This is a genomic window from Halosimplex halophilum (assembly GCF_004698125.1).
GTDB lineage: Archaea > Halobacteriota > Halobacteria > Halobacteriales > Haloarculaceae > Halosimplex > Halosimplex halophilum.
The window spans coordinates 655,394-676,459 of record NZ_ML214298.1 but is presented as its reverse complement, the minus strand read 5'-3'; the positions used below and the strand labels follow the sequence as shown (position 1 = coordinate 676,459).

The following is a 21,066-nucleotide window of genomic DNA, read 5'->3' as shown; positions in this document are numbered from 1 at the left end:
GGGCCCGTCAGGGCCGTCGACGGGCCGACTCAGAGCGCCGGGAGCCCGCCGGGGAGGACGCGAGCGGCGACGTAGCCCTCGCCGTCGGTGGCGGGGGAGAGCTCCATCCGGACGGTTGAGCCCGGAGCCGTCCCGTCGAGCCGTTCCGCGACGAGGCCGTCCAGACAGCCGACGACGGTGCGTTCCTCGCCCGCCGGCGTCTCGACGGTCATCCGCCCGGTCGCGCCCATCGGATTCACGATCCGGTGGGGCCGTGCCCCCGTCTCCCCCGCCGCCGCGTCCGCGTCGGTCGTGCGCATCTCGGTGGTTGACATACTGTTTTATTCAGCGAACCTGTATTTATATCCTGCCGCATAGGAGTTCGAACGTTCATAGTGTGTATAAGGTGCATTAACCACGGCGTGGCACACCGAATTCGACGGCGCTGTGACGCCCCGCCGCTCGTCCCCCCATCGCCGATCGTCCGCTTTAGGTCTCCCAAAAATAGTCAGATTCGCGACAATTGTTAAGGGCGCGGTCGGCGTAGGTTCGGGTACATGGTCGAGTTCGGGAACCTCGGGCTGGTGTTCGTCGCGGGGCTGCTGACGGCGCTGGCGACCGGGCTGGGCGCGCTCCCCTTCTTCCTGGTCGAGGACATCTCCGACCGGTGGAACGTGGTGCTGTGGGGGCTCGCTTCGGGCATCATGGTCGCCGCGTCGCTGTTCGGCCTGATCCGGGAGGGCGTCGCCGTGGTCGACGGCGGGGTCGTCGACGCGGCGGCGGCGGTCGGGCCGGGCGTGCTCGTCGGGGTCCTGCTGGTGATCGTCGCCCACGAGGTGCTGGCGGACGCGGAGTTCCACCCGAAGGAGTACGAGGAGGCGGACTTCCGGAAGCTCGTGCTCATCCTCGGCATCCTGACGGTCCACAGTTTCCCCGAGGGCGTCGCGGTCGGCGTCTCCTTCGCCGAGCTGGGGATCGAGGAGCCGGGCCTGGCGACGGTCACGCTCGGCGGACTGACGCTGCCCGTGCTGGCGGTGTTCATGACCGTCGCCATCTCGATCCACAACGTCCCGGAGGGGGTGGCCATCTCGATCCCGCTGCGGTCGATGGGCGTCGGCGAGTGGCGGATGGTCTGGTGGGCGGTGTTCTCCAGCCTGCCCCAGCCGCTCGGCGCCGTGGTCGCCTACTACTTCGTGACGCTGGCCGAGCGGTTCCTCCCGTTCGGCTTCGGGTTCGCCGCGGGCGCGATGGTGTACCTCGTCGCCACGGAGTTCGTCCCGGAGGCGCTGGACCGGGGGTCGGACCTGCCGGGCGGCGGTCGCCGGGAACTCGTCGGCGGGATCGCCGCCGGCGTGCTCGTGATGGTCCCGCTCGCGTTCGCCTGAGCGACGGTCCTTCGCGCGATCGGCGAGTGCGCGGCGCCGGCGTCCGGCGATACCGGGTCGCGGCGGAAAGGAACAGGAATTTAAGCGCCGGGGCGGAAGGGGGTGACACTATGGGCAAGAAGTCGAAGTCGAAGAAGAAGCGCCTGGGGAAACTCGAGCGCCAGAACACGCGCGTTCCGCCGTGGGTCATGCTCAAGACGGACCGCAACGTCGAACGCAACCCGAAGCGGCGCCACTGGCGCCGTAGCGACACGGACGAATGAGCGCCGGCGACTTCGAGGAGCGGGTCGTGACCGTCCCGCTCCGCGACGTGAAGGCCGCGCCCAACGAGGAGCAGGCCGACAAGGCCATGTCCATCGTCCGCGAGCACCTCGCCAAGCACTTCGCCGTCGACGGCGACGCCGTCCGGCTGGACCCCTCGATCAACGAGGCGGTCTGGGCGAACGGGCGCTCGAACCCGCCGCGCAAGCTGCGGGTCCGCGCCGCCCGCTTCGAGGAGGAGGGCGAGGCCGTCGTCGAAGCCGAAACGGCCGAGTAAACTTGCTCCGCGCGGCTTTCTCCGGGTCGGCGTACGTCGGTGTCTTCGCACGCGCCACCGACGACTGCGTGCTCGTCCGTCCCGACGTGGACGAGGACCTCCGCGAGGACCTGAGCGACGAACTCGCGGTCCCGGCGGTCGCCACGACCGTCGGCGGCTCGGGCACCGTCGGCTCGCTGGCGACCGGCAACGGCAACGGGCTGCTCGTCAGCAGCCGCGTCCGCGACCGCGAGCGCGAGGCGATCGTCGAGGCGACCGGCCTCGCCGTCGGCGAACTCCCCGGCCGGATCAACGCGGCCGGCAACGTCGTCCTCGCCAACGACAGCGGCGCGTACGTCCACCCCGACCTCTCCGAGCCGGCCGTCCGCGCCGTCGAGGACGCGCTGGACGTGCCCGTCGAACAGGGCACCCTCGCGGGGACGCGAACCGTCGGGACGGCCGCCGTCGCAACCGACGAGGGGGTGCTCTGCCACCCCGACGCGACCGACGCCGAACTCGACTTCCTCGAGGACCTGCTGGACGTGCCCGCCGACATCGGCACCGTCAACTACGGCGCCCCGCTGGTCGGGTCGGGCCTGGTCGCCAACGACCACGGCTACGTCGTCGGCCAGGACACGACCGGCCCGGAGCTGGGCCGCATCGAGTCCGCGCTCGGCTACATCGACTGACTCCCGGGACCGGTCAGAAGACCTCCTGCGGGATCCGGGCGGCGTTGTCGGCGAGCGCGTCCAGTACCGGCTCCACCTCCTCGAACCGCGGCCCCCGCCGCACGACTTCGGAGCCGCGCTCCCAGTCGACGAGGTCCTCGGCGTCCAGTTTCGGCAGGTCGACGTGGTACAGCCGAACCATCGCCCGGCGCCGCAACCGCGACCGTGCCTCGCCGTCCCCCGCCGCTCGCGCGGCTGCCCCCCGCGTCAGCGTGGCGTCGGGCACGCGTACCGACTCTTCCTCGCACAGCAACAGCAACACCCGCCGTCGGCGGTCGTCCGACAGGATCCCGAACACCTTCGAAGCCCCCATCATGGACACCCGTTCGTGACGGCAGGACATAATTATTGCTGTAGTGGAACGTGGTCCCCTTCTCGGCGACTCCGGCGGATCACGATCCCGCGTGACATCCCGCCGTCCGGAGGGTCGGGAAGGGCCGAGAGTACGTTGCGGAAGGTACTTCCCGCTCGCTCTCCCAGCGGGATACATGAGTGAATTCACAGTCACCGGGCAGTGGAGCGCCCGCGACGGCTGGCAGTCGTTCGAGAAGCAGGTCGAGGCCGAGAACGAGAACGTCGCGCGCGAGCACGTCCTCGCCGAGTTCGGCTCGAAGCACGGGCTCAAGCGCACGCAGGTCGAGATCGAGGGGGTAGACGCATGAGCCTCGGCGGTGGCGGCGGCGGTCAGCAGCAGATCCAGCAGATCGCCCAGGAGATCGAGCAGATCGAGGAGCAGATCGAGGCCATGGAGGAGGAGATCAGCGGGCTCCAGGACGAGAAACAGGAGATGGACGAGGCCATGGAGGCCATCGAGGCCATCGAGTCCGGCGACACCGTCCAGGTCCCCCTGGGCGGCGACGCGTTCCTCCGCGCCGAGGTCCAGGACATCGACGAGGTCATCGTCGAGTTCGGCGCCGGCTACGCCGCCGAGCAGGAGCAGGGCGACGCCATCGACATCCTCGAGAACAAGCAGGACACGCTCGACGAGCGCATCGAGGAGATCCGCTCGGACATCGCCGAGCTGGAGACCGAGAGCGAGGAGCTCGAACAGCAGGCCCAGCAGATGCAGCAACAGCAGATGCAGCAGATGCAGCAGATGCAGCAGCAGGACGACGACGAGTAAGGCCCGATGTTCGACGGACTGAAGGAGAAACTCGGCCGCTTCAGCGACGACGTCGAGGAGGACGTCGACGACGAGGCGGTCGACGAGGAAGCGGCCGAGGACGACGCCGAACCCGAGGCCAGCGACGCGTCCGCCGAGGGCGAGGAAGCTGAAGCGGCGGAACCGGCGGACGCCGACTCCGCCGAGCCGGATGAACCCGAAGCCGAGTCCGAGGCGCCCGACCCGGACGAGGCGGTCGAAGCCGAAGACGGCGACGCGACCGCCGAAACCGACGGCGCCGAGGGAGACGAGGCCGACGATGACGGGGACGACGCCGAGGACGACGACGGCCGGAGCCTCGGCGAGCGGGCGAAGCTGTTCGCGACCGGCAAGACCGTCATCGACGAGGACGACCTGCAGGACCACCTCGACGACCTGGAGCTGGCCCTGCTGCAGAGCGACGTGGAGATGGGCGTCGCCCAGGAGATCCTCGACGGCGTCGAGGAGAACCTGGTCGGCGACACGCGCCGGCGGCTGTCCTCGACGGGCAACCTCGTCCGGGACGCGCTCCGGGAGGCGCTGTACGACGTGATAAGCGTCGGGCAGTTCGACTTCGACGAGCGGGTCGCCGAGGCCGACGCGCCCGTGGTGATCATCTTCACCGGCGTCAACGGCGTCGGGAAGACGACGACCATCGCCAAGCTCTCGCGGTACTTCGAGGACCGGGGGCTGTCGACGGTGCTGGCCAACGGCGACACCTACCGCGCCGGCGCCAACGAGCAGCTCCAGCAACACGCCGACGCGCTCGACAAGCGGGTCATCTCCCACGAGCAGGGCTCGGACCCCGCCGCCGTCATCTACGACGCCGTCGAGTACGCGAAGGCCAACGACGTGGACGTGGTGCTGGGCGACACCGCCGGCCGGCTCCACACCTCCGACGGCCTGATGGACCAGCTGTCGAAGATCGACCGGGTCATCGACCCGGACATGACGCTGTTCGTCGACGAGGCCGTCGCCGGCCAGGACGCGGTCAACCGCGCCCGCGAGTTCGACGACGCCGCGGCGATCGACGGCGCGGTGCTGACGAAGGCCGACGCCGACCCGCAGGGCGGCGCGGCCATCTCCATCGCCCACGTGACCGGCAAGCCGATCCTCTTTCTCGGCACCGGCCAGGACTACGACGACCTCGAACGGTTCGATCCCGAGGAGATCGTCGACCGACTCATCGGCGAGGAGTAGGCCGTCCTCTGTATCCGCCCGCGGCTGCGGCCGTCAGCGGGCGGCGCCGACGCGCCCCTCGCCGTCGACGACGACCCGACAGTCTGCGTGGGAAAACGAGACCCTGAGCCCCCCGGTGCCGCCGGCGACGAGCCCCGCGAGCGCGTCGGGGTCGACCGACCGGTACAGCGGCGGGATCTCCTCGACGCCACACTCCTTCGCCGCCGCGATCCGCTCGACGACGGCGACGGGGACCGCGTCCGGCTCGCTCGCTTCGACCGAGATGTCCTCGGCCGGCTGCGAGCCGCTGATCATGGTTTGCTCCTGCGATGCGAACGCCCGTCGGTCGACGACAGTTCTACCGGCGCCATCACCCTCTCTCGGGCCGCGACGCCTCTCAGCCCTCGGTGTGACAGGTCACGGGTACTAAGTGCCGCTCAGGACGGCGGCCGGTCGTCGTGGTCGAGGGTGTGGCCGACCAGCGCGTCCTGGCCGCGCCGGAGCCGCGCGGAGGCGGCGTTGCGGGAGATGCCGAGTTCCTCGGCCACGTCCGCCAGCGAGCACTCCCGCGGGACCGCGAAGTAGCCGGCCTCGCGGGCGACGGTCAGCGCCTCGCGCTGCTCGTCGGTCACCTCGTACTGCCCGTAGGTCGAGGGGTCGTCGGCGCGGTAGAGCCGGACCAGCTCGATCCCCTCGTCGCCCTCCCGGACCCGGTCGTGGAACGTCGCGGCGGCGTCGCGGTCGGGGAACAGCGCCCGGAGCGTCCAGACGCCGTCCTCCCCCTCGGCCCGCAGGACGGTCGCGGCCACGTCGTCCAGCGCCGGGAGCAGGCCGTTGTGCTCGTCGCGCCACTCGATCCGGTAGAGCCGTTCCTCGGGGTGGTCCTCGACCAGGGCGAACGACGCGACCGACGGGTCGCCGTCGAGCGTCGCCTCGAAGCCCTCGAAGTCCGCCGACGCGACCCAGACGTACGGCGTCACCGCCTCGTCGCCGTCGACGACCATCCGCTCGACGGTGACGGTCCCCGCGACGCTCCCCAGCGCGTCGTCGAGCAGAAACGCGGCCGCTGGCACCCTGAACTCCCCGATGGCGCTCATAAGCAGCGTACGCGCCGGGGGCGGATAAACGCCGGGCCTACTCGTCGCGCTCGTCGGAGAGGTGTTCCCACACCTCGGCGCAGCCGCAGCCGTCCTCGACCCCGTCGAGGTGGGAGGTGTCGACCTCGCGTTCGTCGTCCGGTTCGACCTGCGCTTCGTCGTCGGCCGTCTGCACGTTCTTCGTGTCGCTCATTCGGTTGTACTACCGAACGGCTCCGCTCCATATAAAGGACCACTTCTCCGCACCCCTCGCCGTCACTGCCTGGAACAGGCAACACTGTCCGGATCGTCGAGCCGGTGTTGCGGGCCGGATCGCCGGAGGGGGACGCGATATCCGCAGCGAACGTGCCACGGCGGGAAATGACGCCGCTGGGGACGCCGGCGCCGGTCGCAGTTGGGTTCGGTGGGTCGCTGACGGTGAGACGGTGGTGTCACCGGCGCGGCCGACCCGTCCGTGGTAGCGGCAACTCGTGTGGGGTTTCCCGCAGTCGTGGCAGGGCTGTCCGTGAGGGGGACTTACAGGGTGGGTCACGTTGTGAGTGGGACACAACGCGAGCGCCGCGTGATTCTCACTTATGAACGGGACAGACACACACGCCTCCGGCGATCGGGGGGATCACACATGAACACGGTCGAGGAGTGGAAACAGGAGAAACACCCGCTGGACGTGATCGAGGACGTCAAGGAGTACGCCGAGCAGGGCCTCTCGTTCGACGAGATCGAGGAGCGCGCCGGCGACGGCGAGTGGGAGCGCCTGAAGTGGGCCGGCATGTACAGCCACGGCCGCAAGGGCGACTACTTCATGATGCGGACGAAGGTCCCCGGCGGCTACCTGACGCCCGAGCAGGCCGAGGTCGTCGGCGAGGTCGCCGAGGAGTACGCGGTCGCGCCCGAGGAGTACGGCGGCGAGGAGCAAAACGACATCTGGGGCGACGCCTTCCTCGACATCACGACCCGCCAGGACATCCAGAAACACTGGATCCGCGTCGAGGACGTGCCCGACATCTGGGAGACCTACGAGGAGGTCGGCCTGACGACCGTCCAGGGCTGCGGCGACGGCGCGCGCAACGTCCTGGGCTGTCCCGCCGCGGGACTGGACGGCCACGAGTGTTTCGACGCCCAGCCGGTCATCGACGCCGTCTCCGACTACTTCACCGGCAACCGCGAGTACGCCAACCTCCCGCGGAAGTTCAAGATGACCATCACCGGCTGCAAGCACGACTGCGGCCAGTCGCAGATCAACGACGTGGGGATGACCCCCGCCCGGAAGGAAGTGGACGGCGAGGAGATCTACGGCTTCCACTGCAAGGTCGGCGGCGGCCTCTCGGACGGCCCGCGCATGGCCACCCAGATGGACGTGTTCGTCCCGCCGGGCGACGCCGTCGAGTTCTGCCGCGCCATCGCCCAGACGTTCAAGGAACTGGGCGACCGCAACAACCGCGGCGTCTGCCGGATGCGCTACCTGGTCGAGCAGCTCGGAACGGAGGAGTTCGAAAAGGCGGTCCGCCGGCGCTGTTCGGTCGACCTGCCGACGGCCGGGACGGACCTCACCGAGGGGTACACCGGCGACCACGTCGGCGTCCACGACCAGAAGGAAGACGGCCTGAAGTACGTCGGCTTCAACGTCATCGCGGGCCGGATAGGCGGCGACGAGTTCGCGGAGGCCGCCCGCGCCGCGAAGGAGTACGGCACCGAGGACGCCTCGATCCGCCTCGCCACCGACCAGAACTTCCTCATCACCCACATCCCGGCGGAGAACGTCGGCGACCTGCTCAACGAGCCGTTCGCCCGCAAGTACGAGCCCGACCCCGGCCCGTTCTCGCGGGGCGCCGTCGGCTGCACGGGCTCGGAGTTCTGCAACTACGGCATCATCGAGACCAAGAATCGGGTGTACCGCTGGGCGAAGGCGCTGGACCGCCGCATCGACACGCCCGACGACCTCGACGTGGTGCGGATGCACATGTCCGGCTGTTCCGCGTCGTGTGCCCAGCCGCAGATCGCCGACATCGGCTTCCGCGGCGAGACGGTCAACGTCGACGACCCGGAGACGACGACCAACGAGGAGGGCGACAACATCGTCGAGGGGATGGACTTCGGCCTCGGCGGCTCGCTGGGGTCGGACAACGAGTTCCTCGACTGGGTCGAGAACGCCGTGCCGGCCCAGGCGGTGATCCCGGCCATCGAACAGCTGTTCGAGGCCTACGTCGACGAGCGCGAGGAGGGCGAGCGGTTCTACGAGTGGACCCGCCGCGTCGGCAACGACCGCCTGCGGAAGATCATGCAGCGGGCCGACGCCAACGTCTCGGGAGGTGTCGCTCATGGCGACTGACGGACGGAACCGCCGACGGGGTCGCCGCGAGCGCGACCGTGCCGCGGACGACGCGCGGGCCGACCCCGACGGGGTCGCGCCCGCCGACGCCGCGCCGGAACTCGCGGAGCACGACCGCGGGACCGACGACGGGGCGGCGTTCGAACTGGACGACGACCGGCTCGTGACGGACGGCGGGACCCCGAGCGGCCGCGACGGCCCCATGCCCGGCGTCCCCGACACCGGCCGGAGCGACGACGGCGACGACTGCGGCTGCGGGAGTTCCTGCGGCTGCGGCGGTCACTCCGGGGGCGGCCACGCCCACGGCGCAGCCGACGGGCAGTCCGACGGGTCGGCGGCCGTCCCGGACGGCGGCGCCACGCCGGCGAACGTCGACGAGCACGGCAAGCTCCGGGACGTGGAGTTCACCGAGCCGGCGGAGGGCGAGAGTCAGGACGTCTACGAGACGCCGGCCGACAAGCGGGTCCAGCGGCCCGGCGAGGAGGAGCTGGCGCTGGACACCCCCTCCTACGAGATCCGCTCGCGGATGAACGACATCGAGACGCCCGACGACAAGACGTGGTTCATGGAACTGGACGAGGCGGTCATCGACGACGGCCGCTGCATCCAGTGTGGCACCTGCGTCGCCTCCTGCCCCTCCGACTCCATCGGCATCGGCGACGACGGTCTGCCCGAACTCGTCAAGATGTGTACGGGCTGTTCGATGTGCTGGGACTTCTGTCCCCGCGGCGGCCTGCGCTACGAGCGCCAGTGGAAGATCACCGGCGGCGACGACAACGTCAAGGGCGCCGGCGACCCGATCACCGAGTTCTCCGCGAAGGTCGAGGACGACTGGCGCGAAAATGCGCAGGACGGCGGCCTCGTGACGGCGGTGCTGTGCACGCTCCTGGAGGAGGGCGAGATCGACGGCGCGCTCATCGCCACCGAGAGCGACGACGAGCCCTGGAAGGCCGAGTCGTTCCTCGCCACGACGCCCGAGGAGTGCATCGACAACGCCGGGAGCTTCTACAACCAGACGATGGCGCTCGGGAACCTGAACCTCTCCCAGTGGGAGCACAAGCTCGACGTGCCCGTCGAGGAGGCCTCCCTGGCGCTCGTGGGCACGCCCTGCGAGATCGAGGGCATCCGCGCCCTGCAGGACTTCGAGTGGGACTATGCCAGCCAGGAGGACGGGGTGCGGGCCATCGACTACGCCATCGCCCTGATGTGCACGAAGAACTTCAACTACCAGAAGCTCATGGGCGAGAAGCTCGAGGAGGAGCGGGACATCGACCTCGAGAACGTGGGCAAGATGGACGTACTCGACGGCCGGATGATGGCCTACGACCACGAGGGCGAACTCATCGTCGACGAGGACGTCGAGGAGTTCCACGACGCCGCCCTGAAGGGCTGTGACGAGTGCGCGGACTTCACCGGCTACTGCGCCGACCTGACCGTCGGCTCCGTCGGCTCCAGCGACGAGTACTCCTCGGTCATCGTCCGCACCGAGCAGGGCCTCGACGCCTGGAACCTCACCAAGGAGGACCTGGACTACCACGATCTGGAGGACCGGTCGGCCATCGGCGGCCTGCAGTCCTGGGACAAGAAGAAAGCGTTCGACTCGCTGAAACGCCCCTTCGACCCCGACGCGCCGCGGTTCATCGACTACACCGACCACGCCGACAAGTACGGGACCGAGCTCAACCCCCACGAGGCCGAGCACTGAGAGCGTGCTGTAGCCCGTTTTTCGGTCAGTACGTTCGCACGTCGAGTCCGTCGATCCGCTCGAAGTGGTCGACGTTCCGCGTCAGAACGGGTTCGTCCTCCCGGAGTGCAGTCGCGGCGATGACGCAGTCCTCCCTGTCGATCGGTTCGCCGGTCGCGTACAGTTCACCCGAGATACGGCCCGCACGGCGCATCACGTCGTGGTCGGCCGGGACGACGGTCTTCGAGTCCAGAACGTCGAGGACGGCCGCCTTCTCGTCGTCCGGGCGGTCGGACCGACCGACGCCCTCGTGGAGTTCGAGCGCCGTGACCGACGAGACCTTCTCGGGCTTGCGGTCGCTTTCGATGTCTGCCAGCGCGTCGAGGGCGTTCTCGTCGCCGCCGAGCACGTCGAGGACGAACGACGTGTCCTGTATCATCCGTCGATGTCGTCGCTCAGGCACTTCCGACGGGCCCGGGAACGGTCGCGACCCTCCTCGATCGCCGATTCGATGTCGTCGGTCCCGTCGCTCCAGATACCGGCGACCTCGCTCCACGACCGTTCGCCCGCGAGGCGCTTCACTACGTCGCTGAAACTCTCTCCTTCGCGCTTTTCCGCCGCGAGGCGTTCGTAGGCCTCCTCGTCGAGCGAGATCGTCTTCGTGGCCATCAATACACAGTCGTGTGTGTATCCACGTAAATTGTCGGGTACCCCCGACGGCGACGGCGCCACCGGGACCCCGGACCGACTCGCCGCCCCCGCAGTTTTCATCCGGCCGCGCGCCGTCTGCGAACACATGGCAGACGAAGAGACACCGGAGTACGTCATCCCGCCGGGCGGCGGGGTGCCGTGGATGGACTTCACCGACGAGGAGACGCATCGGCCGCCCGAGCGGGACATCGAGATCACCGACGTGTCGACGATAATCCTGCAGGCGAACTTCCAGTGGGGGGTCGTCAAGGTCGAGACCGACGCGGGGATCACGGGCTACGGCGAGGTCCACGGCGAGGGGCCGGACGATCCCGGCCGGCTGGAGGGGCAGAACCCCCTCGATATCGAACGGGTCCGCGACGTGATGTGGGAGCCCGGCCCCGGCGTCGAGATGGCGCTGTGGGACATCAAGGGGAAACTGCTGGACGTGCCGGTCTACGAGCTGCTGGGCGGGAAGTACCGCGACTCGGTCCGGGTGTACTGCGACACCCACGGCGGCGAGTCGCTGGGCGAGGCCCAGTCGGGCGCGGTCGACCCCCGCGAGGTCTACACGCCCGAGTCCTACGCCGAGGCGGCCCGCGAGGTCGTCGACGCTGGCTTCGACGCGCTGAAGTTCGACCTTGACGTGCGCACCCACGCCGACGTGGACACCGCGGCTCGCCGGCTGGACAACGCCGCCATCGAACACAAGACCTCGCTCGTCGAGGCCGTCCGCGAGGAGGTCGGCTACGACGTGGACCTGGGGTTCGATCTGCACTGGAACTTTACCGTCGAGACCGCCACCCGGCTCGCGGAGAAGCTCGAACCGTACGATCTGGCGTGGCTCGAAGACCCCGTCCAGCCGCGGAAGTACGACGCCCACCGCCGCGTCCGGGAGGCCACCTCGTGTCCGGTCATGACCGGCGAGAACCTGCGCGACCCCGGCGAGTTCAAGGAGATGCTCGACGCCGAGGGGATGGACGTGGCCGCGCCGGACCCGCAAACTGCGGCGGTCTCCGGGACTTCCGGCGGATCGCCACGCTCTGTGACCTGGAGGGGGTGCCCATCGTCGCCCACAACATCCAGGGGCCGGTCGGCACCGTCGCGGCCGCCCACGCCGCCGCCTCGGTCCCGAACTTCGTCGCGCTGGAGTACCACGCCTTCGACGTGCCGTGGTTCGAGGACCTGGTCGACCGCACCGGCGAGGACGGCGACGTCATCGAGGACGGTCAGATCGACCTCCCGGAGGGCCCCGGCCTCGGTATCGAGATCGACTTCGACGTGGCCGAGCAGTACCTCCTCCCCGGCGAGGAACTGGTCTGAGGAGCGGGGTCGGGCGGGTCGACGCCACCCGGCGGCCGCGGATCACCGGGGCGGACGCGTTCGCCGAAACGACTACCGCCGAGCGGACCGACGAGCGACCCGATGACCGAGCGGCTCTACACCGACCACCCGGACCTGTACGACGCGATCCAGCGCGAGTGGGACTACGACCGGGACGTGGCGTTCGTCGATGAACGGATGGCCGCGAGCGACCCGTCGGTCCTCGACGTGGGCTGTGGGACGGGCGAACACGCCCGCCGGTTCGCCGAGGCGGGGTACGACGTGACCGGGGTCGACCCCCACGAGGGGATGCTAGACCGCGCGCGCGAGAAGTGCGGCGACGGGGTGACGCTCCGCCGGGACGCCCTCCCCGACCTCGATGCCGACGGGCGCTTCGACGCCGTCGTCGCCATTCGGGGCGTGATCAACCACTTGCCGCCCGCGGACCTCGGCCCCGCGGTGGCGGCGCTGGCCGACCGCCTCGCGCCGGGCGGCGTCCTCGTCTTCGACAACTCGCCGCTCCCGCCGGAGGGCAACGAGCCCGCGCACCACGTCGGCGAGTACGACGGCGGCCGCTACGTCCGGGTGGCGCAGATGCAGCCGCGGCCGGACGACCGGCTGGAGTGGGTGTCGGTCGTGTTCACCGAGAGCGGCGAGGTGTTCACCAACAGCCGGCCGATGACGCCGTTTGACGACGAGGCGGTCGCGGCGGCGCTCGACGACACGGGGCTCGCCGTCGAGACCCGCGAGGGGTACGGACCCGACGACCGCCGGACGGTGTTCGTCGCCCGGCGGTGACCGTCACATCTCCGAGCGCTTGACCAGCGCGTAGACCAGAAGCGCCGAGAGGACGACGCTGAGGTACGCCTCGCTGGCGGCCAGTACCTCCGCGGCCCGCCCCTCCGGGCCGAGGAAGCCGTAGCCGATGGTGGTGTAGGAGATGTAGCTGAACCGGGCCACGTCGAACAGTGTCGCCAGCCCTTCCGCCGTGGCCGCCTCGGCGACGGAGAGCTGGCCCGCGGCGGTCCGGAACGGGCCGCCGCCGAACGCGTAGAGGGGGACGTACAGCAGCGGCGCGAGGACGAACGCGAAGCCGATCCGGATGGGGCGCATCCCGTGGCCGCAGGTGACGCCGAGGAAGTAGTTCTCGCTGGCGCGGCCGAGGTTCTTGACGCGGGTCCACAGCCCCTGAGAGCTGTCGCGGACGACTCGCAGGTTCTCCCTGCGGCTGAACTGCTGGCGCTTGACCCGGAACTCGCCGGCGACCTTCATGTCGCCGACGGCCGCGGCGCTCTGTTTGGCCTTGAGGTAGGTGGTCTCGATCACCTCGGGGGTCATCTCCAGGGCGTAGTCGGGGTCGGCGTCGGGCGGTTCGTGGAACTCGTGGATGGCCCAGGCGTTGCGGTCGAGGTACTGCCGGTGGCCGCTGAAGTCGAACTCGTGGCCGTCGAACTCGGTGAACTCCGTGCGGCAAAAGCGGAAGAAGTCCAGCAGGCGCCGGTGGTCCCCGTCGGCGGCGACCAGGTCCACGTCGCCGAGGGAGGCGAGCGTCAGGTCGTAGCGCACCCAGTCGTCGGCGGGCTGGGCGATCTCGCCGCTCCGGATCTTCGCGCGGGTGAAGTCCACCCAGGCGTCGCCCTCGACCTGGCTGGCCTCGAAGTCGATGCGCTCGGAGAAGCGGGCGCCGCTGAAGTCGATCTCGCCGCCGAAGGCCGTGTCGACGAAGTTCGCCGAGGTGATCTCGGCGTTGTGGAAGTCGGCGTCGGCGCCGAAACGCGCCCCCTCGAAGGTCAGGTCGTCCTCCAGGAAGTTCGCGCCGCCGGCGAACTCCGCGCCGCGGAAGACGGCGCGGGCGGCGAACGCGACGCCCGAGAAGTCGGCGTCCTCGCGGAACCGCGCCTCGTCGAAGTCCGCCTCGGCGGCGAACGTCGCGTCGGCGAACGTCGCGTCGGCGTCGAACTCCGCCTCCTCGAAGTGCGCGACCCCCTCGAAGGCCACCTCCCCGAAGGTGACGAACCGGAAGCGGGCGTGGCGGAAGTCGGCGTCGCCGGCGAACGTCGAGCGCTCGAAGGTGGCGTCCTCGTCGAGCGCGCGCTCGCGGCCGGAGAAGGCCGCCCCGCGGAAGTCGGCGTCCCCCTCGAAGGCCACGTCGGCGAACCCGGTGTCGCCGTCGAAGCGGGCCTCGTCGAAGTCGGCGAACCCCTCGAAGACGGCCTCGTCGAACTCGGCGTCGCCGTCGAAGCGGGCCTCCTGGAAGTCCGCCTCGCCGGCGAAGGTCGCCCGCTCGAAGTGGGTGAAGCCGAACGTCGTCTGCCGGAAGTCCGCCAGGGCCGCGAACGTCGCGCCGGTGAAGCTGGTGTTGTCGTCGAGGAGGTTCGAGGCGCCGTAGAACTCGGCGCCCCGCGCCTCGGCGACCCCCTCGAAGGTCGCGCCGTCGAAGCTCACGTCGTTCGTGAACGTCGACTCGTCGACGTCGAACCGCCCCTCGAAGGTCGCCCCCTCGAACTCCACGTCGCCGGCGAACGTCGCCTCGAACGCCTCGAAGTCGCCGGTCACGGTCGCGCCGTCGGCCAGCACGGCCTCCTCGACGTGGGCCTCGTCGAGCGTCACGTCGCCGACGGTCGCCTCGTCCAGCCGGAGCGGCAGGCGGATCGTCGCGAACGTCGCCGACAGCGACTCGACGGTCGCGCCCCGGAGGTCGACCGGGTGGCGGTCGGCCCCCTCGACGGTCAGCCGGTCCAGTTTGATCGCGGGCAACTCGACGCCCCGCAGGTCCTTCGCCTCGGCGTCGCCCTCGCGGACGACCGTCAGGAACGCCGCGCGCACGTCGTCGTCGTCGACCCCCCGCTCGGCCCGCTCGTCGGGCGAGAGGTGCAGGACCTCGGCGGCCGCCGCCGGGCCGTCTCCGGGTTCCCGGGCGTCGGCGGCCGCTCCGGGCGCCTCGACCGCGCCGGAGTCCGGGCTCCCGTCCCCTCTATCTGTCATACTTTCTCACACGAGAAGCCCGGAATATAAATATTGCTGACGCCGGCGGGCCCGACCGGGGTCAGTCCGTCGGCTGGCCGGTCCGGTCCGCGCGGTGTCGCGCGTCGCCGTCGAGCGCCTCCGCGACCGCGCCGCCGGGGACGGACTCGAAGGTCGTCCGCGTGAAGAGCGCGAGGTCGAACTCGGGGTACGTGTGGTAGGTCTCGTAGCCGTCGGCGCCGATGTCGACCGTCGTGTAGGCGTCCTCGCCGAAGCGGTAGGAGAGGTCGAACCGCTCGTCGGCCGGGAACGCCGCGAGCGGGCGCCGCTCGACGAGCGTCGCACAGCGGAGGCCGTCGGCCGCGTAGGTGAGGCGGCGGCGACCCTCGTCGGCGGAGCGGTCCGACCCGGAAGCGGCCACCGTCGGGCCGTCGAGGCGGAGGGTCGTCGCGCCGTCGGCGTCGACGGGGTCGCAGGTGGACAGCTCGTAAAAGTCGTAGGCGGGGGCGCTGACGTAGTGGGAGCTGCCGACGACGCGGAAGGTGAAGTCGGCGCCCAGGAACTCGCGGGTCAGCGAGTCGAACACGCGCACGTCGTCGGTCGGCGGGGCCGGTCCGTGGACGAACTGGAGGGTCTCTGTCATGGGTCGACGATCACGTCGTAGTTGGGGTCGAAGACGCTGTTCGGCTCGACGCCGCGGTAGGCGGGGACTCGCCGCCACTCCAGGCCCTCGTAGCGGCCGGCGACGGCGTCGAGGTAGTCGCTGCGGGCCCGCGAGACGTTCGGGCTCGGCGTCGGGCCGTCCGACAGCAGGTAGAAGCGCTCGCCGCGCTCCAGCCGGTCGTCGCCGTCGGGGTCCTCGTACACCGAGTAGGGGAGGTATCGGTCGAAGCCCGCCTCGCGGACGGTGTTGACGTACACCTTGTGGTGCTGGGCGTACCAGTACTTCGAGTAGGCCCACGTGGCGACGACGCCGTCGTCGGTCAGGTGGTCTCGAAGGAGGCTGTAGAACTCCGTCGAGTACAGCGCCAGGGCGTCGTCGCTGCGGGCGCCGGGCACGTCCAGCAGGATCAGGTCGTAGTCCTTCTCCGACCCCCGCAGGTAGTTGTACGCGTCGCCGACGGTGGTGTTCAGCCGGTCGTACGCGTAGGCGTCGTCGTTGTAGCGGGCGAACGCCGACTCCTCGCGGGAGTAGGCGAGGAACTCCCCGTCGATGTCCACCTGGTCGACGCTCACGCCGTAGTCGCGCAGGCGGTCGACGGCGATGTAGTCGCCGCCCCCGACGAGCAACACGTCGAACGAGGCGTTGCCGGCCGCATCCGACTCAGTATCGGCGGCCACGGAGGCGCGGGCGGTCGCCCGCGGGTCCGCGCGGACGGTCCCCGTGTCGTCGACGTAGGCGGACAGCGGCACGTCGACGAGGCCGGCGTGGTAGGAGTCGACCCAGCTCTCGCAGAGCTGGATCGCGCTGTCCAGGCGCAGGCAGGTATCGGTGCCGGGGTCGCCGGCCACGTCGCGGCGGTAGGTGGTGATCCGCTGGTAGCGGGTGCGCTCGAAGCCGGTGACGGTCACCTCGGCCTTGCCGGGCTGGTACTCGCTCTCGATGCGGTCGCCCATGTAGGCGCCGGTGACCGCCCGGTCGACGGCGCCGGCGTTGGCGACCAGCCCGCCGTAGGTGCCCGTCAGCAGGAGTCCCGCGAGTACGACCGCGCGCCACCGCGCCAGCGAGAACGACCGGTCGGCGCCGCGGTCGGCCGGCGCGCGGGCCGACCAGGCCGCGAACGCGAGGGCGGCGACGCCGTTCAGCAGTCCCAGGACGAGCACGGACACGACGAGGCCGTAGCTCGGGTACAGCACCAGCGCGTAGACGACCGTCCCGGCGAGCCCGCCGAGGTAGTCGACGCCCAGCACCTCCGAGACGGAGCGGCCCTCCGGCTCGGTGAGCGAGAAGAACGTGCCGAGGACGCCGCGGACGATCCGCCGGGGGTAGATCCCGCCGAGCGCGGCGAACAGCGTCTCTTCGCGGTGCTCGACGAGCTCGTTCAGCAGCGGGATCTCGAACCCCGAGAGCACGCCGACGACCAGGATCGGGACGTGGGCGAGCCCGAGCGTGAGCGGCTCCTTCAGGGCGAGTCGCCCGACGGTCAGCGTCGCGTCCGGGAAGGAGTTCAGCGCGATCATGAACCCCGCGCCGGCGGGGCCGGCCAGCGCGAGGTACACCTCCGTCCGGAGGAAGTTCCCGGCGGGGTCGTCGAGGTGCGCCGAGAGGAACGAGCCGACGCCCATCGAGAACAGGTACAGGCCGATGGTGATCGAGTACCGGAGGACGGTCCCGCCGTAGAAGACCGTCAACAGCTCCGAGTAGACGAGCTCGTAGGCGATCGAACAGAAGGCGACGACGAAGGTGAGCGCGAGCAGCAGCCGCCGGTCGGTGACGAGCGGCCCCGACAGCCGCGGCTCCTCGTCGGCTGGTCGGGCGGGCGTCTCCCCCGCTCCGCGGGCGTCGTCGCTGTCGGGGGCCATCGGCGGTCAGTGGCTCACACTCTGGGCTTGACGTACCAGGCCTTGTCCATCTGGGGCTCGCCGAGGCCGTTGTCGACCTCCATGTCGACGGACTGCCAGCCGAAGTTCGTCGAGCCGTCCGCCGAGACCAGTTCCGTGCCGACGCGGTACCACCCCTCGCGGGCGCCGTCGCCCGGCGAGAGCGAGGCCACGTCGGCCGTCAGGTCGGCGCCGTCCTGGGGGTCGTCCCACGTCTCGTCCCAGGAGACCGACCCCGGACCGGGGCCGGGCGCGTCGTTCTCGTACTCGTCGTCGGTGCCGAGGTAGGCGACGCCCAGCGTGGCGACCGTCGCGTCGGCCATCCGCAGCTCGTCGTCGTGGTCGTCGCGCCAGTCGTCGGTGTAGGCGCCGCCGTGCCAGACCGCCCAGCCGTGGCGCGGGTGTTTCGGCGCCGACGAGTAGCCGCCGGTGCCGCGGCCGCCGGCGCCCTTCGCCGCGCGGGCGCGGCCGACCGGGACGAGCCCGGCGACCGCGCCGCCGCCGAGGCTGCTACTGTTCTCCCGGCGCGTCTCGACCTCGATGTCGGACAGCAGCTCGATCTGCAGCGTCGTTCCCTGGAGGGCGACGTCGCCGAACACTCGGGACTTTCGAGGCGGCGGGGAGTTGTTCCCCCCGAATCCCAGACACCCGGCCAGCGCCGCGCCCGCAGCGAGCCCGGCACTGCCGCGCACGAAGCGTCTGCGCTTCATACCAACTACCGCAACGGGCATCGAATAAGTATCTTTATATCATCGTTTCACCCAGAACGAACGTTCGCGGGGCGGCCGAGCGAGGGGTACGACCGGGACGGGCGAGCGGGACCGACCGAGGCGGCCGGCGTCGGCGGCGGGCGGTGGGCCGGGATTCAAGTGGAGACCGGCGGTAGGGTGACGGTAACTGACAATGAGCGACACCTCCGACGCGCAGACCGAACGCTACTCCGGCGACGTGCGGCTCGCCGGCAGCCACGAGACGCCGGTCGAGCTCCGCGGGGCCGCCGACGTGTTCGTCGGCCCGGACGGCGTCGCGGGCACGCTCCGGCTGGCGGACGCGGAGTACGTCTACACGGACGTTGCACCGCCCGCCGAGGGCGGGGCCGACCCCGACGGGAGCGACCCCGGCGTGGCGACCGAGGTCACCGGCGACATCGAGGACGGCTACGTCGAGGACGCCGACGGCGACGTGGTGATCCGGGGCGTCGAGGACGTGTTCGTCGCGAGCGGCGCCGCCGAGGCGATCGACCCCGCGGGCGCCGAGCAGGTCTTCCACGACGACGCCGCGAGGCCGACGGACGACCCGGCGGGCTACGACGTGACCGTCACCGGCTGGGACCACGCCCGCGACGCACGCGACCCGCGCGACGGCGTCGCCGTCCGCGGCGCGAAGAACACCGTCGAGGTGGTCGAGGGCAAACACGACCTGACCGTCTACGTCGTCGGCTGGGACAACGAGGTCCGGATCGAGGGCCGGGGCGTCGACGCGACCGTCTTCTTCGTCGGGCGGGACAACCGCGTCAGCGTCGGCCCGTACGTCTCGGTCACGACCGCCGCCGAGAGCGGCTTCGACAACGTTGTCGAGTCCGACCCCGTCCCGCCCGAGGCCGTCGTCCAGACCTCGAAGGAGGAGGCCCACTCGGACGCCACCATCGGCCGCCACCGCATCACCTGGCAGGAGCCGGCGCCCGACAAGGACTGGTGTCCCAACTGCGGCGAGGACGCCGACGCCGTCATCGCGCGCCGCCAGAAAGACGCCCTCTTCCTGTTCGGGACCGCGATCAGAACCTACGACGACGGCGGCGTCTCCTACGAGTGCGAGCGCTGCAGCCGCCACGTGGCCGGCGACGTGGCACTCTCGGAGGACGAACGGCGGGACGCGCTGCGGTAAGCCCGAGCGGCGACGACCGCTCGGCCGTGGCGGTCGCAGCCGGTCCGACCACGGCCGGGAGGTCCCGGCGAGTTCGGCGGCGATCCGAACCCTGAAAGGCGCCGATCGGCTCCACCCGGGTATGGAGGTGTACGCGCGGCTGGGCTACCTGCTCGCGCTGTTGCTCGCGGGCCTGGCCGCCCGCCGGGTCGGCCTGCTGACCGAGCGGCGGACCGGCTGGCTCAACGATCTCGCGTTCTACGTCGCCCTGCCGGCGCTCGTGTTCTCCTCGACGTACGACCGGGCGCTGGGCGAACTCGTCTCGCCGGCGCTGGTCGGCGGCGTCCTGCTGGTGTTCGGAGTCGTCATCGCCCTGGCGTGGCTGGTCCACGGCCGCCGCGCCTCGCGCGGCCGGCGCAGCGTCGCCGTCGTCCAGTCGTACCACTCGAACCTCGGCTTTCTCGGCCTGCCGCTCGTGGAGGCGACGCTGGGCGGCGCCGCCAGCGGGACCGCCGCCGTCGTCCTCGGGATCGGCGTCCTCGTCCAGACCCCGCTCACCGTGGGCTCGCTGATCGCCATCAACGACGCCGACGCCGCGGCCGCCGACGAACTCCGCGGCGTCGCCACCAACCCGGTCCTGATCGCGCTCGGCGCCGGCCTCGCCGTCTCGACCGCCGGCCTCGGCGTCCCCGGAGCGGCCGCGACCGGGCTCGGCGCCGTCTCGGAGCTCGCCCTGCCCGTCGCCCTGCTCTGTGTCGGCGCCTCGCTCGAACTGGTCGACGCCGACGTGGACTACGGGCTGACGGGCTCGGTCGTCGCGACGAAGATCGGACTGATGCCCGCCCTCGCGTGGGTGGTGTTCACCCTGCTGGCCGTCGACGCGACCGCCGCGACCGCCGTCGTCGTCATGCTCGGGATGCCGTCGGCCGTCTCGACGTACGTCTACGCCACCGAACTCGGGGGCGACGCCCAGCTCGCCTCGCTCAACGTCTTCGCCACGACGCTGGCCTCGCTCGGCACCGTGGGCGTAATCTTGCAGGTGATGGGGTAGGCGCCCGGCGGTGAGAGCGTCCGGAAAGCATATGATCGCCCCGTGATGAGTGTCGCGAACGGATGGGTCCCCGACGGTCTCTCCTCGTACTCCTGGCGCTCACCGCGGCACTCGCGGGCTGTTCGGCGGTCGGCGGAGAGCCCGCCGGGACGGTCCCGGGAGCGAACTGCACGACCGACGCCGTCGCCGCGTACGACGCGGACCTTCGACTCGGGAACCGGACCGCCCAGCCCTATCCCGACGCGCCGTCGACAGTCAACGAGTCGACCGTCGCGGCGTTCGCCGCCCGCTTCGAGACCGCGCACACGACCAACGAGTTCCTGCACGAACACGCGGACTCGGGCGCCGAGTTCCACTCCGTCGACGTGGAGACGACGATAACCGACACCGAACGCCGGTCGGACGGTTATCGGATCGCTCTCCGGACCGGCGTCCACTACTCGACCGACGCCGGGATCGGGACGAACGAGCGGACGGCCGAATACTACGTCAACGAGACCGCGATCCTGCGGAGCTACGACGACGACGCCGACCCGCGCAACGGAACGGTTCTCGCGCGCTGTTGAGGGCGAGGTGGCCCGCCCGGCTTTATCAG

24 protein-coding genes and 1 pseudogene are annotated in these 21,066 nt (G+C 70.6%); 14 read left to right on the top strand and 11 right to left on the bottom strand.

The genetic code is table 11. From position 1 onward, the window contains the following. Positions 1 to 29 precede the first annotated feature (29 nt). On the bottom strand, positions 30 to 314 hold the full coding sequence (locus E3328_RS14410; RefSeq protein ID WP_135365323.1) for a hypothetical protein: 285 nt from the start codon (positions 312 to 314) through the stop codon (positions 30 to 32). A gap of 222 nt (positions 315 to 536) precedes the next feature. Between E3328_RS14410 and E3328_RS14405 the strand changes: the two genes are divergently transcribed. The 4 genes from E3328_RS14405 to E3328_RS14390 all read left to right on the top strand — a co-directional run bounded on the left by E3328_RS14405 (position 537) and on the right by E3328_RS14390 (position 2,570). After that, positions 537 to 1,364, top strand: a complete 828-nt coding sequence (locus tag E3328_RS14405; protein WP_135365322.1) for a ZIP family metal transporter — start codon at positions 537 to 539, stop codon at positions 1,362 to 1,364. Between the two features lie 110 nt (positions 1,365 to 1,474). Further along, entirely contained in the window at positions 1,475 to 1,627 is a 153-nt protein-coding gene (locus E3328_RS14400; RefSeq protein WP_006882001.1) for a 50S ribosomal protein L39e, read from the top strand. Next, positions 1,624 to 1,902 (top strand): 50S ribosomal protein L31e, encoded by a 279-nt coding sequence (locus E3328_RS14395; RefSeq protein WP_135365321.1) that lies wholly within the window; start codon positions 1,624 to 1,626, stop codon positions 1,900 to 1,902. The genes E3328_RS14400 and E3328_RS14395 overlap by 4 nt, the downstream gene beginning before the upstream one ends. Positions 1,903 to 1,904: 2 nt before the next feature. Next, complete coding sequence (locus E3328_RS14390; protein ID WP_135365320.1) at positions 1,905 to 2,570, top strand: translation initiation factor IF-6; 666 nt, start codon at positions 1,905 to 1,907, stop codon at positions 2,568 to 2,570. A 13-nt stretch (positions 2,571 to 2,583) separates the two neighbouring features. Here E3328_RS14390 and E3328_RS14385 read toward each other — a convergent pair whose 3' ends face one another. Next, positions 2,584 to 2,925, bottom strand: coding sequence for a DUF7344 domain-containing protein (locus tag E3328_RS14385; protein WP_135365319.1), 342 nt, complete (start codon positions 2,923 to 2,925; stop codon positions 2,584 to 2,586). A gap of 172 nt (positions 2,926 to 3,097) precedes the next feature. Here E3328_RS14385 and rpl18a point away from each other — a divergent pair, with 172 nt between their 5' ends. Genes rpl18a through ftsY form a run of 3 tightly spaced genes read left to right on the top strand, consistent with a single transcriptional unit; the run spans position 3,098 to position 4,950 of the window. Beyond that, positions 3,098 to 3,271 carry a 50S ribosomal protein L18Ae gene (gene rpl18a / locus E3328_RS14380; RefSeq protein WP_135365318.1) on the top strand — a complete coding sequence of 58 codons (174 nt, stop codon included), beginning with the start codon at positions 3,098 to 3,100 and terminating at the stop codon, positions 3,269 to 3,271. Further along, positions 3,268 to 3,732 carry a prefoldin subunit alpha gene (pfdA, locus tag E3328_RS14375; protein WP_135365317.1) on the top strand — a complete coding sequence of 155 codons (465 nt, stop codon included), beginning with the start codon at positions 3,268 to 3,270 and terminating at the stop codon, positions 3,730 to 3,732. The genes rpl18a and pfdA overlap by 4 nt, the downstream gene beginning before the upstream one ends. 6 nt (positions 3,733 to 3,738) lie before the next feature. Further along, on the top strand, positions 3,739 to 4,950 hold the full coding sequence (gene ftsY, locus E3328_RS14370; protein WP_135365316.1) for a signal recognition particle-docking protein FtsY: 1,212 nt from the start codon (positions 3,739 to 3,741) through the stop codon (positions 4,948 to 4,950). A gap of 33 nt (positions 4,951 to 4,983) precedes the next feature. On the opposite strand, the gene E3328_RS14365 is transcribed toward ftsY, so the two are convergent. The 3 genes from E3328_RS14365 to E3328_RS22070 form a co-directional block, all read right to left on the bottom strand. Continuing rightward, the gene (locus E3328_RS14365) at positions 4,984 to 5,244 is read right to left on the bottom strand and encodes a HalOD1 output domain-containing protein (protein ID WP_167837410.1); all 261 of its coding nucleotides are present in this window, start codon (positions 5,242 to 5,244) and stop codon (positions 4,984 to 4,986) included. A gap of 122 nt (positions 5,245 to 5,366) precedes the next feature. Then, positions 5,367 to 6,026 (bottom strand): helix-turn-helix domain-containing protein, encoded by a 660-nt coding sequence (locus tag E3328_RS14360; RefSeq protein ID WP_135365315.1) that lies wholly within the window; start codon positions 6,024 to 6,026, stop codon positions 5,367 to 5,369. Positions 6,027 to 6,063: 37 nt separating this feature from the next. Next, positions 6,064 to 6,219 (bottom strand): hypothetical protein, encoded by a 156-nt coding sequence (locus E3328_RS22070; protein WP_167837409.1) that lies wholly within the window; start codon positions 6,217 to 6,219, stop codon positions 6,064 to 6,066. 429 nt (positions 6,220 to 6,648) lie between these two features. Between E3328_RS22070 and E3328_RS14355 the strand changes: the two genes are divergently transcribed. After that, the gene (locus E3328_RS14355) at positions 6,649 to 8,355 is read left to right on the top strand and encodes a nitrite/sulfite reductase (protein WP_135365314.1); all 1,707 of its coding nucleotides are present in this window, start codon (positions 6,649 to 6,651) and stop codon (positions 8,353 to 8,355) included. Beyond that, positions 8,345 to 10,060, top strand: coding sequence for a Coenzyme F420 hydrogenase/dehydrogenase, beta subunit C-terminal domain (locus E3328_RS14350; protein WP_135365313.1), 1,716 nt, complete (start codon positions 8,345 to 8,347; stop codon positions 10,058 to 10,060). The genes E3328_RS14355 and E3328_RS14350 overlap by 11 nt, the downstream gene beginning before the upstream one ends. Positions 10,061 to 10,085: 25 nt before the next feature. On the opposite strand, the gene E3328_RS14345 is transcribed toward E3328_RS14350, so the two are convergent. Further along, positions 10,086 to 10,478 carry a type II toxin-antitoxin system VapC family toxin gene (locus E3328_RS14345; protein ID WP_135365312.1) on the bottom strand — a complete coding sequence of 131 codons (393 nt, stop codon included), beginning with the start codon at positions 10,476 to 10,478 and terminating at the stop codon, positions 10,086 to 10,088. After that, positions 10,475 to 10,708, bottom strand: coding sequence for an antitoxin VapB family protein (locus E3328_RS14340; RefSeq protein ID WP_135365311.1), 234 nt, complete (start codon positions 10,706 to 10,708; stop codon positions 10,475 to 10,477). Before E3328_RS14340 ends, E3328_RS14345 begins: the two co-directional genes overlap by 4 nt. 127 nt (positions 10,709 to 10,835) lie before the next feature. Between E3328_RS14340 and E3328_RS22820 the strand changes: the two are divergent. After that, positions 10,836 to 12,052, top strand: a pseudogene (locus E3328_RS22820) (mandelate racemase/muconate lactonizing enzyme family protein). A gap of 102 nt (positions 12,053 to 12,154) precedes the next feature. Then, entirely contained in the window at positions 12,155 to 12,850 is a 696-nt protein-coding gene (locus E3328_RS14330) for a class I SAM-dependent methyltransferase (protein ID WP_135365310.1), read from the top strand. A 3-nt stretch (positions 12,851 to 12,853) separates the two neighbouring features. Here E3328_RS14330 and E3328_RS14325 read toward each other — a convergent pair whose 3' ends face one another. The 4 genes from E3328_RS14325 to E3328_RS14310 form a co-directional block, all read right to left on the bottom strand. Next, entirely contained in the window at positions 12,854 to 15,037 is a 2,184-nt protein-coding gene (locus E3328_RS14325) for a pentapeptide repeat-containing protein (RefSeq protein ID WP_135365309.1), read from the bottom strand. 61 nt (positions 15,038 to 15,098) lie between these two features. Beyond that, on the bottom strand, positions 15,099 to 15,659 hold the full coding sequence (locus E3328_RS14320; RefSeq protein WP_135365308.1) for a hypothetical protein: 561 nt from the start codon (positions 15,657 to 15,659) through the stop codon (positions 15,099 to 15,101). Further along, positions 15,656 to 17,539 (bottom strand): spermidine synthase, encoded by a 1,884-nt coding sequence (locus tag E3328_RS14315; RefSeq protein WP_135365307.1) that lies wholly within the window; start codon positions 17,537 to 17,539, stop codon positions 15,656 to 15,658. The genes E3328_RS14320 and E3328_RS14315 overlap by 4 nt, the downstream gene beginning before the upstream one ends. A 14-nt stretch (positions 17,540 to 17,553) precedes the next feature. Beyond that, positions 17,554 to 18,267: a hypothetical protein gene (locus E3328_RS14310; RefSeq protein WP_135365306.1), complete on the bottom strand. Its 714-nt coding sequence runs from the start codon at positions 18,265 to 18,267 to the stop codon at positions 17,554 to 17,556. 193 nt (positions 18,268 to 18,460) lie between these two features. Here E3328_RS14310 and E3328_RS14305 point away from each other — a divergent pair, with 193 nt between their 5' ends. The 3 genes from E3328_RS14305 to E3328_RS14295 all read left to right on the top strand — a co-directional run bounded on the left by E3328_RS14305 (position 18,461) and on the right by E3328_RS14295 (position 21,037). After that, complete coding sequence (locus E3328_RS14305) at positions 18,461 to 19,441, top strand: DUF8108 domain-containing protein (RefSeq protein WP_135365305.1); 981 nt, start codon at positions 18,461 to 18,463, stop codon at positions 19,439 to 19,441. Positions 19,442 to 19,562: 121 nt separating this feature from the next. Continuing rightward, on the top strand, positions 19,563 to 20,471 hold the full coding sequence (locus E3328_RS14300; protein WP_135365304.1) for an AEC family transporter: 909 nt from the start codon (positions 19,563 to 19,565) through the stop codon (positions 20,469 to 20,471). Between the two features lie 62 nt (positions 20,472 to 20,533). After that, positions 20,534 to 21,037 carry a hypothetical protein gene (locus tag E3328_RS14295; protein WP_135365303.1) on the top strand — a complete coding sequence of 168 codons (504 nt, stop codon included), beginning with the start codon at positions 20,534 to 20,536 and terminating at the stop codon, positions 21,035 to 21,037. Positions 21,038 to 21,066 lie beyond the last annotated feature (29 nt).